Consider the following 17,527-nt stretch of genomic DNA (forward strand, 5'->3'; position numbering starts at 1 on the left):
CTGGGTCTCGCCGATGGCGGATCAAGAGGCGCTTCCTGTAAGCTTTCCGCTCGCTTTCACGCAGAGAATCATCGTGTCGCTGCAGAACATTCGTGTCGTGCTGGTCAACACCAGTCACGCTGGCAACATCGGTGGCGCAGCCCGCGCCATGAAGAACATGGGTCTTTCCCGGCTGGTTCTGGTGGATCCGGAAGACTTTCCAAGCCCCAATGCGGTGGCCAGGGCGTCCGGCGCGACCGATATTCTCGATGCTGCGCAGGTGGTCGGTACGCTGGAAGAGGCTTTGGTCGGTTGTAGTCTGGTGCTCGGGACCAGTGCGCGTGATCGGCGCATTCCTTGGCCGTTGCTGGATCCGCGAGAGTGCGCGGCGGTCTCCGTGGAGCAAGCGAGTGGTGGCGGTGAGGTGGCGTTAGTGTTCGGTCGGGAGTACGCCGGGCTGACCAACGAGGAGCTGCAGCGCTGCCAGTATCACGTCCATATTCCGTCTGATCCGCAGTTCAGTTCGCTGAATCTTGCGGCGGCGGTGCAGGTGCTGACCTATGAGGTGCGCATGGCCTGGCTGGCGGCCGAGGGGCGGCCGACGAAGGTTGAGAAACTGGAAACCACGGCGATGCTGGATGCTCAGCCGGTGACGGTCGATGAACTGGAGAACTACTTCGGTCATCTCGAGCAGACGCTGGTTGATATTGGTTTTCTTGATCCGGCCAAGCCCAGGCATCTGATGCCGCGGTTGCGCCGCCTCTACGGGCGTAGCGGCATCAGCAAGCTGGAAATGAACATCCTGCGCGGTATTCTCACCGAGACACAGAAGGCTGCGCGCGGCGAGCCTCACAAGCGGAGAAGTGATTGATGTTCGAACGCATGCGCGAAGACATTCAGAGCGTTTTCCATCGTGATCCGGCAGCACGCAATGCGTTTGAAGTCCTGACCTGCTATCCGGGCCTGCACGCCATCTGGATCCACCGTCTTTCCCATTGGTTGTGGGTGCATGAGTGGAAATGGCTGGCACGCATGTCATCGAACCTGGGGCGCTGGCTGACTGGTGTCGAGATCCATCCGGGTGCCAGGATCGGGCGTCGTTTCTTTGTTGATCATGGCATGGGGATCGTCATTGGCGAGACCGCGGAAATCGGTGATGACGTGACGCTCTATCACGGCGTGACACTCGGTGGCACCAGCTGGAACAAGGGCAAGCGCCATCCGACGCTCGAGGATGGTGTGATCGTTGGGGCGGGCGCGAAGATTCTCGGTCCGTTCACCGTTGGTGCAGGCGCGAAGATCGGCTCCAATGCGGTGGTCACGCGGGAAGTGCCGCCGGGTGCGACCGCGGTTGGGATTCCGGGTCGGGTGATCGTCAAGTCCAGCGATGAGCAGGAAGCCAAGCGCAAAGCCATTGCCGAAAAGATCGGTTTTGATGCTTACGGCGTCAGCGAGGATATGCCTGATCCTGTCGCGCGAGCCATCGGGCAGCTGCTGGATCATGTTCAGGCAGTGGAAGAGCGCCTGGAGGGTATGTGTGGCGCTCTGAAGGCGCTGGGCAGCGATTATTGCGCCAAGGACCTGCCGGAGCTGCGAGAAGAGGACTTCGTCGAAGTGAAGTCCGATGCTGGTGATGCCCGCACCTGAAGTGCGCGGGCTGGCAGCAGCTGATATCATGGGGGCCCGCTGCATCTGGCCAGATATGGCTTCCTGACTAAAGACCTACTGAATTGATAGGTCTTATAGTTGACTCAAATACTCGGGAATAGCATAATTGCGCCAAACCGTAATGCTTGGTGCAGACCGATGCGATTAACCACCAAAGGCCGTTATGCCGTTACCGCCATGCTTGACTTGGCGCTACATGCGCAGCATGGGCCGGTCTCCCTGGCCGATATTTCCGAGCGGCAGGGTATTTCCCTTTCCTATCTCGAGCAGCTCTTTGCCAAGCTGCGCCGCAGTAGTCTGGTGACCAGCGTGCGCGGCCCTGGCGGAGGCTATCAGTTGTCGCGTGACATGGCTGGTATCCAGGTGGCTCAGGTTATCGATGCTGTCAACGAGTCGGTCGATGCCACGCGCTGCCAAGGCCTCGGTGGTTGTCATTCCGGCGATACCTGCCTGACCCACCACCTGTGGTGCGACTTGAGCCAGCAGATTCATGAATTCCTCAGCGGTATCAGCCTGGCTGACCTGGTGAAGCGCCAGGATGTGCAGCAGGTCGCGCTGCGCCAGGATATGCGTAAAGCTGGCGGCACTTCACCGCAGATGGACAAGATAGAAACGTCCGCCATCGAATGAGCAGGGCGACTGCCTGATAGGAGATACCTGAATGAAATTGCCGATTTACCTGGACTACTCTGCGACCACTCCCGTGGATCCGCGTGTTGCCGCCAAGATGATCGAGTGCCTGACGAACGAAGGCAACTTCGGCAATCCGGCGTCGCGCTCTCACGCTTTTGGCTGGAAGGCTGAGGAAGCTGTAGAGAATGCTCGTCGCCAGGTCGCCGAACTGGTCAATGCTGACCCGCGCGAAATTGTCTGGACCTCGGGTGCTACCGAGTCCGACAACCTGGCGATCAAGGGTGTTGCGCATTTCTACGCATCCAAGGGCAAGCACATCGTCACCACGAAGATCGAACACAAGGCGGTGCTGGATACCACTCGCCAGCTAGAGCGCGAAGGCTTCGAAGTCACCTATATCGAACCCGGTGAGGATGGCATCGTCACTCCTGCCATGGTCGAGGCTGCGCTGCGTGACGACACCATTCTGGTGTCTGTGATGCACGTGAACAACGAGATCGGCACCATCAATGACATCACTGCCATCGGTGAGCTGACCCGTTCTCGCGGCATTCTTTTCCATGTCGATGCGGCGCAATCCACCGGTAAGGTCGAGATCGATCTGGAGAAGATGAAGGTCGACCTGATGTCCTTCTCTGCGCACAAGACCTATGGTCCGAAAGGCGTTGGTGCGCTGTACGTCCGCCGCAAGCCGCGCGTACGCCTCGAGGCGCAGATGCACGGCGGTGGTCACGAGCGTGGCATGCGCTCCGGCACCCTGGCTACCCATCAGCTGGTGGGGATGGGTGAGGCCTTCCGTATCGCCAAGCAAGAGATGGCCCAGGAAAACGAGCATATCCGCGCGCTGCGTGATCGCTTCTACAAGCAGGTCGAGCATCTCGAGGAACTCTACGTCAACGGCAGCATGACTGCGCGTGTGCCGCACAACCTGAACCTCAGTTTCAACTATGTTGAGGGTGAGTCGCTGATCATGGCGCTCAAGGACCTGGCGGTATCTTCCGGTTCCGCCTGTACGTCCGCTTCGCTGGAGCCTTCCTACGTGCTGCGTGCCCTGGGTCGTAACGATGAGCTGGCGCACAGCTCCATCCGTTTCACCTTCGGTCGCTTCACTACCGAAGAGGAAATCGACTACGCAGCTCAGAAGGTATGTGAGGCCGTGACCAAGCTGCGTGAACTCTCGCCCCTGTGGGACATGTTCAAAGACGGCGTCGACATCTCCAAGGTCGAGTGGCAAGCCCACTGACCGGTGTCAAACGCCGCACAGCCTGATCTAAGAGGATTGCACCATGGCATACAGCGATAAGGTCATCGACCACTACGAAAATCCGCGCAACGTCGGCAAGTTCGACGCTGAAGACCCGAGCATCGGTACCGGCATGGTTGGCGCGCCGGCCTGCGGCGACGTGATGCGCCTGCAAATCAAGGTCAACGAACAGGGCGTCATCGAAGATGCCAAGTTCAAGACTTACGGTTGCGGTTCAGCCATTGCCTCCAGCTCCCTCGCAACTGAGTGGATGAAGGGCAAGACGCTGGAAGAGGCGGAAACTATCAAGAACACCCAGCTGGCAGAAGAGCTGGCGCTGCCGCCGGTGAAGATCCACTGCTCCGTGCTCGCCGAAGATGCGATCAAGGCAGCGGTACGCGATTACCGCGAGAAGAAAGGTCTGCTCTAAGGGAGGTTGCAATGGCTATCACCATGACGCCCGCGGCCGCCCAGCATGTTCGCCGCTCGCTGGACGGGCGGGGCAAGGGTGTAGGTGTGAGGCTTGGGGTTCGTACGACCGGCTGTTCCGGGTTGGCCTACGTCCTCGAGTTCGTCGACGAGACGGCAGCCGAGGACTCGGTGTTCGAAAGCCATGGGGTCAAGGTGATCATTGATCCCAAGAGCCTGGTTTACCTTGATGGCACCGAGCTCGACTTCGTTCGCGAAGGGCTCAACGAGGGCTTCAAGTTCAACAATCCGAACGTTCGTGGCGAATGCGGCTGCGGCGAGAGCTTCAATATCTGAGGACGCCGTGGGTACTCCCTGTCATTTTGCACTGTTCGAGTTGAAGCCCGAGTTCGAGCTGGATCTCGCGCATCTCGCCGACCGTTATCGAGAGCTGGCTCGCCAGGTTCATCCGGATCGCTTCGCCGATGCTGGTGAAAGTGAGCAGCGCCAAGCGCTAGAGCGCTCCGCCAACCTCAACGAGGCTTACCAGACACTCAAGAGCCCCAGCCGACGCGCGCGCTATCTGCTGGCGATCGAAGGGCATGAAGTGCCGCTGGAAGCTACTGTGCAGGACCCTGCTTTCCTGATGCAGCAGATGCATTGGCGCGAGGAGCTCGAGGAGCTTCACGAGCAGGCTGACCTCGCCGGCGTGGCGGCATTCAAGTCACGGTTGAAGCAGGCGCAGCAAGGTCTTAATGATGACTTTGCTCAGATCTGGCGAGACCCGGCGCGGCGCGCCGACGCAGAACGCTTGGTTCGACGCATGCAGTTTCTCGACAAGCTGACCCAGGAAGTGCGCCAACTCGAAGAGCGCCTCGACGATTAACCCCGCGCAGCGCCGAGCGTTGCGCCCGATATCAGACAGACATGGCCTTACTTCAGATTGCTGAGCCCGGACAAAGCCCACAGCCTCATCAGCGGCGCCTGGCTGTCGGAATAGACCTGGGTACCACAAATTCTCTTGTGGCTGCCCTGCGCAGTGGCGTTACTACGCCCCTGGCGGATGCCGATGGGCAGGTGATCCTGCCATCGGTGGTGCGTTACCACGCGGATCACGTTGAGGTGGGTGCTCAAGCCAAGCTTGCTGCGGCGACCGATCCGTTCAATACCATCAGTTCCGTTAAGCGGTTGATGGGGCGCGGGCTCGCCGATGTGAAGCAGATGGGCGAGCAGTTGCCGTACCGCTTCCGTCAGGCTGAATCGCAGATGCCTTTCATCGAGACGGTTCAGGGTGCCAAGAGCCCGGTGGAAGTCTCTGCTGAAATTCTTCGCGCACTACGTCTGCGTGCCGAGGAGAGCCTGGGTGGCGAGCTGGTCGGGGCGGTGATCACCGTTCCTGCCTATTTTGACGATGCGCAGCGTCAGGCAACCAAGGATGCCGCACGGCTTGCGGGGCTCAACGTCCTTCGTCTGCTCAACGAACCCACCGCGGCGGCTGTTGCTTATGGCCTGGATCGTCAGGCCGAAGGCGTCGTTGCCATTTACGATCTGGGTGGCGGAACCTTCGATATTTCAATTCTTCGCCTGACCAAAGGCGTGTTCGAAGTGCTGGCCACTGGCGGCGATACTGCATTGGGCGGCGACGACTTCGACCATACCGTGGCTGACTGGATTCTCGAGTGTGCCGGCGTGTCCGGCGACCTCGAGCCGGGTGCGCAGCGGGAATTGCTGAAGATTGCCTGTGATGCCAAAGAGCGTCTCACTGACGTCGACGTAGTGACTATTGCCTATGCCGGCTGGTCCGGTGAGCTGCATCGAGAGACCTTCGACGCGCTGATCGAACCGATGGTTGCGCGCAGTCTGAAATCCTGCCGGCGTGCCGTGCGCGACTCCGGCGTGGAGCTGGAGGAGATCACCGCGGTGGTCATGGTCGGTGGCTCGACTCGCGTGCCGAAAGTGCGTTCTGCAGTCGGGCAGTTATTTGGCCGTGAGCCGCTGACTGATATCGATCCTGATGAAGTCGTGGCGATCGGTGCGGCGATTCAGGCCGAAACGCTGGCCGGAAACAATCGCGACGGAGAAGAGCTGCTGTTGCTCGATGTGATTCCGTTGTCGCTCGGTCTGGAGACCATGGGTGGGCTGATGGAGAAGATCATCCCGCGCAATACGACGATTCCGGTCGCCCGGGCGCAGGACTTCACCACCTATAAAGACGGCCAGTCGGCGATGATGATTCATGTCCTCCAAGGCGAGCGTGAATTGATTTCCGATTGCCGCTCTCTGGCGCGCTTCGAGCTGCGCGGCATTCCGCCGATGGTAGCGGGGGCGGCGAAGATTCGCGTTACCTTCCAGGTCGATGCAGACGGGTTGCTCAGCGTATCGGCGCGCGAACTGGCATCCGGCGTCGAGGCCAGTATCCAGGTCAAGCCGTCTTACGGCCTCACCGATGGCGAGATCGCGCGCATGCTCGAGGACTCCTTCCGCAAGGCGGACGAGGATCGCGATGCGCGCGCGCTGCGTGAGCAGCTGGTCGATGCGCAGCGTTTGCTGGAAGCGGTCGAGGCGGCGTTGGCGGCTGATGGCGAGCGCCTGCTGTCTGCCGAAGAGCGGCTTGCTATTGACTCCCAGATGGCCGGATTGCGCGGGCTGCTGGACAGCCAGGATGCGGTCGCCATCGAGCGGCAGACCAAACGCCTTAGCCAGATTACCGACGCCTTTGCCGCGCGTCGCCTGGACTCCACCGTCAAGGCCGCGCTGGCCGGGCGGCGGCTCAACGATATCGAGGATTGACCCAGATGCCGCAGATCATTTTCCTGCCTAACGCCGATCATTGCCCGGAAGGTGCCGTTATCGAGGCGCAGACGGGTGAGACGGTACTGGATGCCGCGCTGCGTAACGGCATCGACATCGAGCATGCTTGCGAAAAGTCCTGTGCGTGCACAACTTGTCACGTGGTGGTGCGCGAAGGCTTCCAGTCGCTTGAGGTCTCTGACGAGCTGGAGGACGACATGCTCGACAAGGCTTGGGGGCTGGAGCCTAATTCGCGCTTGTCCTGCCAGGCGGTGGTGGCTGATGCCGATCTCGTCGTCGAAATACCGAAGTACACCATCAATCAGGTTTCCGAAGGTCATTAAGGGGCGAGCGTGATGCAGCTTAAATGGAGTGATGTGCTGGAGATCGCCATCGAGCTGGCCGAGCGCAAGCCCGGTGTCGATCCGCGCTATGTGAATTTCGTCGATCTGCACCGTTGGGTGATCGAATTGCCTGACTTTTCTGACGAACCCAGTCGCGGCGGAGAAAAGGTCCTCGAGGCCATTCAGGCCGCCTGGATCGAAGAGGCCGAATGATAGCGGGGTGGCTTGCATCGCTGCCCTGAGAGCGTTGAAGCAACCGTTTGGCAGTTGATCGCCTCTTCGACAGTCCACCCCTCTACCCTTATGTTTTCACGCTGAACCCGCGTATAATCCGCGGGTTTACTCGTTCGCTTTAACCCATCAGTTTTGGAGTCCCTACATGGCCCTGCAACGCACCTTCTCCATCATCAAGCCTGACGCTGTCGCCAAGAACGTCATCGGCGAAATCACCACCCGTTTCGAGAAGGCCGGCCTGCGCGTCGTCGCTTCCAAGATGGTTCAGCTGTCCGAGCGCGAAGCTGCTGGTTTCTATGCCGAGCACAGCGAGCGCGGTTTCTTCAAGGACCTGGTTGCCTTCATGACTTCCGGCCCGGTTATCGTTCAGGTGCTGGAAGGCGAAGACGCCATTGCCAAGAACCGTGAGCTGATGGGTGCTACCAACCCGAAAGAAGCTGCTGCCGGCACCATTCGCGCCGACTTCGCCGTTTCCATCGACGAGAACGCCGTACACGGTTCCGATTCGGAAGCTTCCGCTGCTCGTGAAATCGCTTACTTCTTCGCTGCCACCGAAGTGTGCGCACGCATTCGCTGATTGAGCGAAGGTGAATCCAATGATTGCCAGCACCGGTAAAGTGAATCTGCTCGGGCTTACCCAGTCGCAACTGGAGAGCTTCTTCGAGTCCATCGGGGAAAAGCGTTTTCGCGCCGGTCAGGTGATGAAGTGGATTCACCACTTTGGCGTCGATGACTTCGATGCCATGAGCAATCTCGGCAAGGCCTTGCGCGAAAAGCTCAAGGCCTGCGCCGAGATTCGCGGCCCGGAGATCGTCAGCGAAGACATCTCCAGCGACGGCACCCGCAAGTGGGTCGTACGTGTCGCTTCGGGCAGTTGCGTGGAAACGGTGTATATCCCGCAGGGCGGGCGCGGAACGCTATGCGTGTCCTCGCAGGCTGGCTGCGCGCTGGACTGCAGCTTCTGCTCCACCGGCAAACAAGGTTTCAATAGCAATCTCACCGCTGCCGAAGTTATCGGGCAGGTGTGGATTGCCAACAAGTCATTCGGCTCCATCCCGGCGAAGATCGATCGCGCTATCACCAACGTGGTGATGATGGGAATGGGCGAGCCGCTGCTGAACTTCGATAACGTAGTCGCCGCCATGCATATCATGATGGATGACCTCGGCTACGGTATTTCCAAGCGCAAGGTGACGTTGTCGACCTCGGGCGTCGTGCCGATGATTGACGAGCTGGCCAAGGTCATCGACGTGTCCCTGGCGCTGTCGCTGCACGCGCCCAATGATGCGCTGCGTGATCAGCTGGTGCCGATCAACAAGAAGTACCCGCTGGATATGTTGCTGGCGGCCTGCAAGCGCTATATCTCGCAGCTTGGCGAGAAGCGCGTGCTGACCATCGAGTACACGCTGCTCAAGGGCGTCAATGACCAGCCCGAGCATGCCGAGCAGATGATCACGCTGTTGGCGGATATTCCCTGCAAGATCAATCTGATTCCGTTCAATCCGTTCCCTCATTCCGGATATGAGCGGCCGAGCAACAATGCCATCCGGCGTTTTCAGGACATCCTGCACAAAGGCGGGCACAATGTGACGGTGCGTACCACCCGCGGCGAAGACATCGACGCGGCTTGCGGTCAGCTCGTCGGCCAGGTTCTGGACCGGACGCGTCGAAGCGAGAGATACATCGCTGTGCGTGAGCTACAGAGCGAGCCAGGTACGGCGCAAATTGCTTCGAACCGATCCTGAGGGGGATGCTGATGACTCTGCGCGCTGCGCTGCTGCTTCTACTGACCGGCCTGTTGGCCGGTTGTGTGTCTTCTGGAACCGTCGATCCGCTGAGAACTGACGAAGGTCGCCAGCAGGCGCGTGACGCCTATATTCAACTGGGCATCGGTTATCTGCAGCAGGGCGCGGCAGCTCGCGCGAAGACACCTTTGCGCAAGGCGCTGGAGATGGATCCGCGCAGTGCCGATGCACATGCTGCGTTGGCCTTGGTATTCCAGACCGAGATGGAAAACGATCTCGCCGACAAGCATTACCGTGAGGCGCTGTCCAGCCGCAAGGATGCCCGCATCCTCAACAATTACGGCAGTTTTCTATTCGAGCAGAAGCGCTATCCGGAGGCGATGGAGCGCTTTCGTCAGGCGGCTGAAGACAACATGTACCCGGAGCGGGCACGGGTGTTTCAGAACCTCGGCATGACCGCGCTGCAGCTGGGGCAGCGCGAAGAGGCCGAGCTTCACTTTACTCGCTCGCTGCGCCTCGACGGTCGCCAGCCTCGCGCGCTGCTCGAGCTTGCCCTCATGGCCTTCGAAGACAAGCAGTACGTTCCAGCCAAGCGTTACTACGATAGCTTCAGCCAGGTAGCCGAACAGAACGCACGCAGTTTGCTGCTCGGTATTCGTCTGGCCAACATCCATCAGGACCGCGACACGGCTGCCAGCCTCGGGCTGCAGCTGAGGCGGTTGTATCCCGGTACGGATGAGTACAAGCAATATCTTTCGGAGCAACGATGACCGCGCCGCACCAAGAATCCGCTGCACCGACGGGCAACAATCCAGGCGAGACGCTGCGTAAAGCCCGTGAAGACAAGGGCTGGACGCTGTCTGCTGTTGCGCAACAGCTCAATCTCACCGAGCGTTCGCTGGGCCGTATCGAAGCGGGTGACTTCAGTCAGTTGCCGGGGCATACCTTTGCCCGTGGTTATGTTCGCGCCTATGCCAAGTTGCTGGGTCTGGACCAGACCCGCCTGGTCCAGGAGTTCGATCAGCACACCGGAACCAACGCATCCGGTAGCAACGTCAACAGCCTCGGACGCATCGAGGAACCGGGCCGTCTGTCGCGAACCTTCATGCGTTTCTTCGGCTTCGCTTTATTGCTGCTGCTGGCCGCCGTTGCCTGGTACTGGTGGCAGGAGCGCGCAGAGCGAGAGGCCACGCGATCTCCTGTCTCGGTGTTGGAGCGGATTGAAGTGGAAGGTGCTGACGGCACCACTGAGATCCATCTGCTCGATCGTACTGACGAAGTTGCCGAACCAGCGATTGAGGCGCAGCCCGAACAGGGCGCGCCGATTGCCGAATCGGATGCAAGCGAGACTGACGAGACACTGGAAGGCAACGCTGAGCCTTCTGATTCGAGCTCACCTGCTGCCGAGTCTCAGCAATCGCAGCCGTTGGCACTTCCCGAAACCGCCAGCGAAAGCGCGGTAGTTTCCGCTCAGGCGCCTGCGTTGGCGACCCCAGCCCCAGCGAGTGAGTCCGTGGCGCCGGCACCGGTACCCGGCGAGGCCCAGCTGGAGCTGCGCTTTACCGCCGATTGTTGGACCCGTGTGTCGGATGCCGATGGCCGTGTACTGTTCAGTGCATTGGCCAAGGCCGGGACCAGCAGGACGGTCAGTGGCAAGGCGCCGCTGGACGTACACCTGGGATACGCTCGCGGTGCCCAGCTCAGTTACAACGGCGAAGCTGTAAACCTCGCCTCTCACATGCGCGGCGAGACAGCGCGCCTCAAGCTCGGACAGTAAATTGACCATGCATTCCGAATCTCCTATCAAGCGCCGTCAGTCCCGTAAGATCTGGGTAGGCAGCGTTCCGGTCGGTGGTGATGCGCCGATTTCCGTACAGAGCATGACCAATACCGAGACCTGCGACGTCGAGGCGACGGTTGCGCAGATCCAGCGCCTGGCCAATGCCGGTGCGGACATCGTCAGGGTTTCGGTGCCTTCCATGGAGGCTGCCGAGGCGTTCGGGCGCATCAAGCGGCTCGTCCAGTTGCCCCTGGTGGCCGACATTCATTTCGATTACCAGATCGCGTTGCGCGTGGCGGAGCTTGGCGTTGATTGCCTGCGCATCAATCCAGGCAACATCGGCCGCGAGGACCGCGTGCGCGCCGTGGTCGACGCCGCGCGCGACAAGGGCATCCCGATTCGCATCGGCGTCAATGCCGGTTCGCTGGAAAAGGACCTGCAGAAAAAATACGGTGAGCCGACGCCGCAGGCGTTGGTGGAGTCGGCGCTGCGCCACGTCGATCATCTGGATCGACTGGATTTCCAGGATTTCAAGGTCAGCGTCAAAGCGTCCGACGTGTTCATGGCGGTGGAGGCCTATCGGCTGCTTGCCGGTCAGATCGAGCAGCCGCTGCACCTGGGCATCACCGAGGCGGGCGGTCTGCGTTCCGGTACGGTGAAATCCGCTGTGGGGCTGGGCATGCTGCTCGCGGACGGCATCGGCGACACCATCCGTGTGTCACTGGCAGCTGACCCGGTCGAGGAAATCAAGGTCGGCTTCGACATCCTCAAGTCCCTGCGTTTGCGCTCGCGTGGCATCAACTTCATCGCCTGCCCGAGCTGCTCGCGACAGAACTTCGATGTGGTCAAGACCATGAACGAGCTGGAAGCCCGCGTTGAAGACCTGCTGGTACCGATGGACGTTGCGGTGATCGGTTGCGTGGTCAATGGTCCGGGAGAAGCCAAGGAAGCCCATGTCGGCTTGACCGGTGGCAGCCCGAACAACCTCGTCTACATCGATGGCAAGCCGGCACAGAAACTGAACAACGAAAACCTCGTCGATGAGCTGGAGCAGCTCATCCGGCGCAAGGCCGCCGAAAAGCTCGCGTCCGACGCGGCGGTCATCGCGCGCAGCTGATCTTTAAGGAAATCCATTGAGCAAGTCCCTGCAAGCCATTCGTGGCATGAACGACATCCTGCCTGCGCAGACCCCGATCTGGCGTTACCTGGAAAGCACCTTCGCGCAATTGCTCGATAGCTATGGCTACAGCGAGATTCGCTTGCCGATCTTGGAGTTCACCGACCTGTTCGCCCGTGGTATCGGTGAAGGCACCGACGTGGTCGACAAGGAGATGTACACCTTCCTCGACCGTAACGAGGAGTCGCTGACCCTGCGTCCGGAAGGGACTGCCGGGTGCGTGCGTGCCGTGCTCGAGCACGGGCTGACTGGTGGTGGTCAAGTGCAGAAGCTCTGGTACACCGGGCCGATGTTCCGCTACGAGAAACCGCAGAAGGGCCGCTATCGCCAGTTTCACCAGATCGGCGTGGAAGTCTTCAACCAGCCCGGGCCGGACATCGATGCCGAGTTGATCGTGCTGACCGCGCGTCTGTGGAAGCAGCTAGGTCTCGCCAGCGCCGTGACGCTGCAGCTCAACAGCCTGGGTTCCAGCGAAGCACGCGCCCGCTATCGCGATGCACTGGTGGCCTACCTGCAGCAGCGTTTCGATCAGCTCGACGAGGACAGCCAGCGCCGTCTGACGACCAATCCCCTGCGTATCCTCGATAGCAAGAACGCCCAGACGCAGGCGCTGCTGGCCGACGCGCCGACGCTGCATGACTACCTCGACGACGAGTCGAGAGCGCACTTCGACGGGTTGAAAGCCCGTCTCGATGCGGTAGGCATCGCCTACGAAATCAATCCAAAGCTGGTGCGTGGCCTGGATTACTACGGCCGCACCGTGTTCGAGTGGGTGACTGACAGGCTGGGCGCCCAGGGGACCGTTTGTGCAGGTGGTCGCTACGACGGCCTGATCAGCCAGTTCGGCGGCAAGCCTACACCTGGTGTCGGTTTCGCCATGGGCGTCGAGCGTCTGGTATTGCTGCTGGAGACCCTTGAACTGGTACCGGATGCATTGAGTCCGGCGCCGCACGCCTATATTTGCGCATTCGGCGAGGCTGCAGAGCTGGCGGCGCTGGCCCTGGCCGAGCGCCTGCGCGATACGCTTCCTGGCTTGCGCCTGCTGGTCAACGCCGGTGGTGGCAGTTTCAAGAGCCAGTTCAAGAAGGCTGACAAGAGCGGCGCTCGCTTTGCACTGATTCTGGGTGAGGACGAACTGGCAGGGCGCGTGGTAGGTTGCAAGCCGCTTCGCGACGACAGCGAACAACAAAGCATTGCCTGGGATGCTCTGCCCGAGCGTCTGGCTGCCTGCCTCGAGCAGGTCTGAGACTAAGCGAATGAAAGGAGTGACAGCGTGACCTCGGGTACCGAAGAAGAACAACTGGCGCAGATCAAAGACTGGTGGCAGCGCAACGGCAAGCCGCTGGTGCTGGGTGCAGTGCTCGCACTGGTATTGGTGTTTGGCTGGCAGTTCTGGCAGAAGCATCAGATCACCCAGGCGCAGAACGCCTCGATCGTTTATCAGCAATTGCTGGGTGCGGCGCTGGAAGCTGGCGAAGCCGATGCCGCTGAAGTATCGCGCCTGGGTAATCTGTTGAAGAAGGACTTTGCCGGCACGCATTACGCCCAGTACGGCAGCCTCTTCGTGGCGAAGGTTGCGGTGGAGTCCGGTCGCCTGGACGAGGCAGCCAGCGAGCTGCGCACTGTTGTCGACAAGCCGGCCGACAAGACCCTGGACGAGCTGGCACGTCAGCGTCTTGCGCGCGTTCTGGCGGCGCAGGACAAGGCAGAGGAAGCGATCAAGCTGCTGGACGGCAAGGTAGATCAGGCCTTTGCTGCCAGTCGCGAAGAACTCAAGGGCGATCTCCTGGTGCAGCTTGGCCGTAACGACGAGGCGCATGCCGCCTACACCAAGGCCAAGGAGTCGTTGTCCCAGGACGCGGCCATCGGCGGTCTGCAAATGAAGCTGGATGATCTGGCCCGAGGGGAGGCGTAAACGATGCGCTGGAAGACCGCAGCATTGCTGACCTTGGCCGTACTGGCCGCAGGTTGCAGCAGCAAGGACACCAAAGAGGCGGAGCCGGCAGAACTGGTGAAGTTCAAGGCCGAGGTTTCGCTGAAGAAAGAGTGGAGCCGCTCGATCGGCGATGGTCAGGGCAAGACCTACAATCTCTTGACGCCGGTGGTTTATGGCGACCAGATCTATGCCGCCGATGTCGAAGGGCTGGTGGTTTCCATGGACCGCCTGACCGGTAAGGTCAACTGGAAGAAGAAGCTCGACAAGCCGGTTTCCGGTGCAGTTGGCGCCGGCTACGGCCTCGTACTGGTTGGCACCTTGCGTGGTGAGGTGTTGGCGCTGGACGTCAGCACCGGTGAGGAGCGTTGGCGCAGCCAAGTCAGCAGTGAAGTGCTGGCCGCTCCGGCAGTGAACGGCGATATCGTGCTGGTCCAGACCCAGGATGACCGGCTGATCGCTCTGGAAATCGACACCGGCGCGCAGCGCTGGAGCTATGAAAGTTCGCCTGCCGTGCTGACGCTGCGCGGCACCGGTGCGCCGCTGCTGACTAATCAGCTCGCTGTCGCCGGGCTGTCGAGCGGCAAGGTCGTTGCGCTGGATACCCGCCGCGGCCTTCCGGTATGGGAGCAGCGCGTTGCCATTCCGCAAGGTCGTTCGGAGCTCGAGCGTGTCGTCGATATCGACGGTGGCCTGTTGCTGTCCGGCGGTACGCTCTATGTCGCAAGCTACCAGGGCCGCGCCGCAGCGCTGGAACTGGAGAGTGGCCGTATCCTCTGGCAGCGCGATGCCTCCAGTTATTCGGGCGCCGCGCTGGGTTATGGCAGTGTTTATCTGAGCCTTGCCGACGGTACGGTCGAAGGCATCGACGAGCGCTCCACCACTGCCTTGTGGCGTAACGATTCCCTGGCCCGTCGCCAGCTTTCGGCTCCCGCCGTGTTTTCCAGCTATGTTGTGGTGGGCGACATCGAAGGCTATCTGCACCTGCTGAGCCAGGTCGACGGCCGTTTCGTCGCCCGCGAGCGTATCGACAGCTCCGGCGTACGTGCACGGCCAGTAGTCGAAGGTGACTGGCTGTACGCATTCGGCAACGACGGCAAGCTGGTGGCGCTGACGATTCGTCAGGCCGACTGACCGCAGGTTGTGCCTACGGCTCCGCCTGGCGGAGCCATGAATATTCGGCCGCTGCCTTGCAGCGGCCTTCGTGTTTTCTGAAATATCGCAGTGGAGAGCCGCATGGTTCCCGTAATCGCCCTGGTGGGCCGCCCGAACGTCGGCAAGTCCACCCTGTTCAACCGCCTGACCAAGAGCCGCGACGCCATCGTTGCCGAATACGCCGGGCTGACCCGTGATCGCCAGTACGGCGAGGCCAAGTGGCAGGGACGGACCTACATCGTGATCGACACTGGCGGCATTTCCGGTGACGAAGAGGGCATCGACGCCAAAATGGCCGAGCAGTCGCTGCAGGCCATCGAAGAGGCTGACGCCGTACTGTTCATGGTTGATGCCCGTGCCGGAATGACGGCGGCGGACCAGATGATCGGCGAGCATCTGCGCAAACGGAACAAGCGCTGCTTCCTGGTGGCGAACAAGGTCGACAGCGTCGACCCCGATATCGCCCGCGCCGAATTCAGTCCGCTGGGGCTGGGTGATGCACTGCCGATCGCAGCCGCCCACGGCCGCGGCATCAGTCACATGCTCGAAGAAGCGCTGGGCATTTTCCCCAAGGACAATGCCGAGGACGCAGAAGGCGATGACGCTGCCGAGCTGATTGACGGTGAGGAAGTCGTTGCCGAGGGCCAGGAGCCCAAGCGCATCCCCGGTCCGAGCGAAAAGGACGGAATCAAGATCGCCATCATCGGTCGCCCCAACGTCGGCAAGTCGACGCTGGTCAACCGCATGCTCGGCGAAGAGCGGGTCATCGTCTACGACCAGGCCGGCACCACCCGGGACAGCATCTACATCCCCTTCGAGCGTGACGACGAGAAATACACCCTGATCGACACCGCAGGCGTACGTCGTCGCGGCAAGATCTTCGAGGCGGTGGAAAAGTTCTCGGTAGTCAAGACGCTGCAGGCGATCCAGGATGCCAACGTGGTCATCTTCGTCATGGATGCCCGCGAAGGTGTCGTCGAGCACGACCTGAACCTGCTGGGCTTCGTGCTGGAAACTGGCCGTGCGCTGGTCATCGCACTGAACAAGTGGGACGGCATGGAACCGGGTGAGCGCGACTATGTGAAGACCGAGCTGGAGCGCCGGCTGTTCTTTGTCGATTTCGCCGATATCCACTTCATCTCAGCCAAGCACGGCACCGGCGTGGGCCATCTGTACAAGTCGGTACAGGCCGCATTCAAGTCGGCCATTACCCGCTGGCCGACCAGCCGTCTGACGCAGATCCTTGAAGATGCGGTGCGCGAGCATGCGCCGCCGATGGTTGCCAGCCGCCGGATCAAGCTTCGTTACGCGCACTTGGGCGGCGCCAACCCGCCGCTGATCGTTATCCATGGCAATCAGGTCGACTCGATTCCAAAGTCCTACACCCGTTATCTGGAAAACACCTATCGGCGCGTTTTGAAGCTGGTCGGTACGCCCATCCGGATCGAGTACAAGGGCGGAGAAAACCCTTACGAGGGCAAGAAAAACACGCTTACCGACCGCCAGGTCAACAAGAAGCGCCGTCTCATGTCGCACCACAAGAAGGCCGAGAAGAAGCGCCGCGACAAGCGCTGACTGCTCAGCGATCTCCGTCGAACGACTGGTCCATATCCAGGGCCGGTCGTGCGTGGCGCGGCGTGCCGACCTGGCGTGCCGGATTGCCGACCACCGTGGTATGTGGCGCTACGGGGTGCAGCACGATGCTGCCGGCACCCACCTTGGCCCCCTCGCCAATCTCGATGTTGCCGAGAATCTTCGCGCCCGCGCCGATCATCACCCCGCTGCGAACCTTCGGATGACGGTCGCCGCCTTCCTTGCCGGTGCCGCCCAGGGTAACGCCCTGCAGAATCGACACGTCATCACCTACCACCGCGGTCTCGCCAATGACGATACCGGTGCCGTGGTCGAGCATGATGCCATTACCGATCCGGCTGGCCGGGTTGATATCGATGCCGAGGCGTTCGTTGCAGCGCGCCTGGATGAACATCGCCAGCAGACGCTCGCCCCGGGCTTGCAGGTCGTGCCCGACGCGATAGGCCTGCAGGGCAAGAAAGCCTTTTGAAAACAGAAAGACTTCCAGTGCCGTATCGAACGCCGGGTCGCGGCTGACGATTGCCTGCAAGTCGCTGCCCGCCGCCTCGGCGAGCCGTGGGGCGTGATGGTGTATGCCGGCGAAGCGATCGGCCAACGTGTGGCTCTGGTCGGCGTTTTCGGCCAGCGCATGGCCGATGCGGTACGCCAGCGCACAGCCGAAGTCGGAACGATCGAGGATGGCTTGGCGAAACACCGTGGCCAGGGTCGGCTCCGTATCCAGTGCATGTTGCGCCTGATTGCGCAGGTCGTTCCACAAAGCGCTGACGGAATGGCTCGGCATGGAAAATTCCTTATGTTCGATACGAGTGATGCCCGTTGCCTGCAACTGTAGCAGTCCGACAGCG

Annotated in this window: 20 protein-coding genes; 19 read left to right on the top strand and 1 reads right to left on the bottom strand. The window is 60.9% G+C overall.

The window, feature by feature from the left end:
• The first annotated feature begins 13 nt into the window (after positions 1-13).
• From trmJ to der, 19 genes are all read left to right on the top strand, one after another.
• Positions 14-850, top strand: a complete 837-nt coding sequence (gene trmJ / locus BHD08_RS05350; protein WP_232422570.1) for a tRNA (cytosine(32)/uridine(32)-2'-O)-methyltransferase TrmJ — start codon at positions 14-16, stop codon at positions 848-850.
• Positions 850-1,626, top strand: a complete 777-nt coding sequence (gene cysE / locus BHD08_RS05355; protein WP_125021076.1) for a serine O-acetyltransferase — start codon at positions 850-852, stop codon at positions 1,624-1,626. Before trmJ ends, cysE (BHD08_RS05355) begins: the two co-directional genes overlap by 1 nt.
• Before the next feature lie 159 nt (positions 1,627-1,785).
• The gene (gene iscR / locus BHD08_RS05360; protein WP_015276129.1) at positions 1,786-2,277 is read left to right on the top strand and encodes a Fe-S cluster assembly transcriptional regulator IscR; all 492 of its coding nucleotides are present in this window, start codon (positions 1,786-1,788) and stop codon (positions 2,275-2,277) included.
• Between the two features lie 31 nt (positions 2,278-2,308).
• Complete coding sequence (locus BHD08_RS05365) at positions 2,309-3,523, top strand: IscS subfamily cysteine desulfurase (RefSeq protein WP_125021077.1); 1,215 nt, start codon at positions 2,309-2,311, stop codon at positions 3,521-3,523.
• 43 nt (positions 3,524-3,566) lie between these two features.
• Complete coding sequence (gene iscU, locus BHD08_RS05370) at positions 3,567-3,953, top strand: Fe-S cluster assembly scaffold IscU (protein WP_003284664.1); 387 nt, start codon at positions 3,567-3,569, stop codon at positions 3,951-3,953.
• 11 nt (positions 3,954-3,964) lie between these two features.
• Positions 3,965-4,288, top strand: coding sequence for an iron-sulfur cluster assembly protein IscA (gene iscA / locus BHD08_RS05375; protein WP_003298170.1), 324 nt, complete (start codon positions 3,965-3,967; stop codon positions 4,286-4,288).
• A gap of 7 nt (positions 4,289-4,295) precedes the next feature.
• Positions 4,296-4,817: a co-chaperone HscB gene (gene hscB, locus BHD08_RS05380; protein WP_015276131.1), complete on the top strand. Its 522-nt coding sequence runs from the start codon at positions 4,296-4,298 to the stop codon at positions 4,815-4,817.
• 41 nt (positions 4,818-4,858) lie between these two features.
• The gene (gene hscA, locus BHD08_RS05385) at positions 4,859-6,721 is read left to right on the top strand and encodes a Fe-S protein assembly chaperone HscA (protein WP_125021078.1); all 1,863 of its coding nucleotides are present in this window, start codon (positions 4,859-4,861) and stop codon (positions 6,719-6,721) included.
• Between the two features lie 5 nt (positions 6,722-6,726).
• Positions 6,727-7,065, top strand: a complete 339-nt coding sequence (gene fdx, locus BHD08_RS05390; RefSeq protein WP_015276133.1) for an ISC system 2Fe-2S type ferredoxin — start codon at positions 6,727-6,729, stop codon at positions 7,063-7,065.
• A gap of 12 nt (positions 7,066-7,077) precedes the next feature.
• A complete protein-coding gene (gene iscX / locus BHD08_RS05395) occupies positions 7,078-7,278 on the top strand; it encodes a Fe-S cluster assembly protein IscX (protein WP_125021079.1) in 201 nt (66 codons plus the stop codon).
• Between the two features lie 166 nt (positions 7,279-7,444).
• Positions 7,445-7,876, top strand: coding sequence for a nucleoside-diphosphate kinase (gene ndk / locus BHD08_RS05400; RefSeq protein WP_003284654.1), 432 nt, complete (start codon positions 7,445-7,447; stop codon positions 7,874-7,876).
• 19 nt (positions 7,877-7,895) lie between these two features.
• Positions 7,896-9,044, top strand: coding sequence for a 23S rRNA (adenine(2503)-C(2))-methyltransferase RlmN (gene rlmN, locus BHD08_RS05405; RefSeq protein ID WP_125021080.1), 1,149 nt, complete (start codon positions 7,896-7,898; stop codon positions 9,042-9,044).
• 11 nt (positions 9,045-9,055) lie between these two features.
• Positions 9,056-9,814 (top strand): type IV pilus biogenesis/stability protein PilW, encoded by a 759-nt coding sequence (pilW, locus tag BHD08_RS05410; RefSeq protein WP_015276136.1) that lies wholly within the window; start codon positions 9,056-9,058, stop codon positions 9,812-9,814.
• Positions 9,811-10,821, top strand: a complete 1,011-nt coding sequence (locus BHD08_RS05415; RefSeq protein WP_125021081.1) for a RodZ family helix-turn-helix domain-containing protein — start codon at positions 9,811-9,813, stop codon at positions 10,819-10,821. The genes pilW and BHD08_RS05415 overlap by 4 nt, the downstream gene beginning before the upstream one ends.
• Positions 10,822-10,828: 7 nt before the next feature.
• Positions 10,829-11,941: a flavodoxin-dependent (E)-4-hydroxy-3-methylbut-2-enyl-diphosphate synthase gene (gene ispG, locus BHD08_RS05420; RefSeq protein WP_015276138.1), complete on the top strand. Its 1,113-nt coding sequence runs from the start codon at positions 10,829-10,831 to the stop codon at positions 11,939-11,941.
• A 16-nt stretch (positions 11,942-11,957) separates the two neighbouring features.
• Entirely contained in the window at positions 11,958-13,247 is a 1,290-nt protein-coding gene (hisS, locus tag BHD08_RS05425; protein ID WP_125021082.1) for a histidine--tRNA ligase, read from the top strand.
• 27 nt (positions 13,248-13,274) lie between these two features.
• On the top strand, positions 13,275-13,916 hold the full coding sequence (locus tag BHD08_RS05430; RefSeq protein WP_125021083.1) for a tetratricopeptide repeat protein: 642 nt from the start codon (positions 13,275-13,277) through the stop codon (positions 13,914-13,916).
• Between the two features lie 3 nt (positions 13,917-13,919).
• Positions 13,920-15,068, top strand: coding sequence for an outer membrane protein assembly factor BamB (gene bamB, locus BHD08_RS05435; protein WP_041756925.1), 1,149 nt, complete (start codon positions 13,920-13,922; stop codon positions 15,066-15,068).
• Positions 15,069-15,170: 102 nt separating this feature from the next.
• The gene (gene der, locus BHD08_RS05440) at positions 15,171-16,664 is read left to right on the top strand and encodes a ribosome biogenesis GTPase Der (RefSeq protein ID WP_015276142.1); all 1,494 of its coding nucleotides are present in this window, start codon (positions 15,171-15,173) and stop codon (positions 16,662-16,664) included.
• A gap of 4 nt (positions 16,665-16,668) precedes the next feature.
• Here der and cysE (BHD08_RS05445) read toward each other — a convergent pair whose 3' ends face one another.
• Positions 16,669-17,463, bottom strand: a complete 795-nt coding sequence (gene cysE / locus BHD08_RS05445) for a serine O-acetyltransferase (RefSeq protein ID WP_125021084.1) — start codon at positions 17,461-17,463, stop codon at positions 16,669-16,671.
• Positions 17,464-17,527 lie beyond the last annotated feature (64 nt).

Source organism: Pseudomonas sp. SCT, assembly GCF_003864275.1.
In the GTDB taxonomy this organism is placed as follows: domain Bacteria; phylum Pseudomonadota; class Gammaproteobacteria; order Pseudomonadales; family Pseudomonadaceae; genus Stutzerimonas; species Stutzerimonas stutzeri_AE.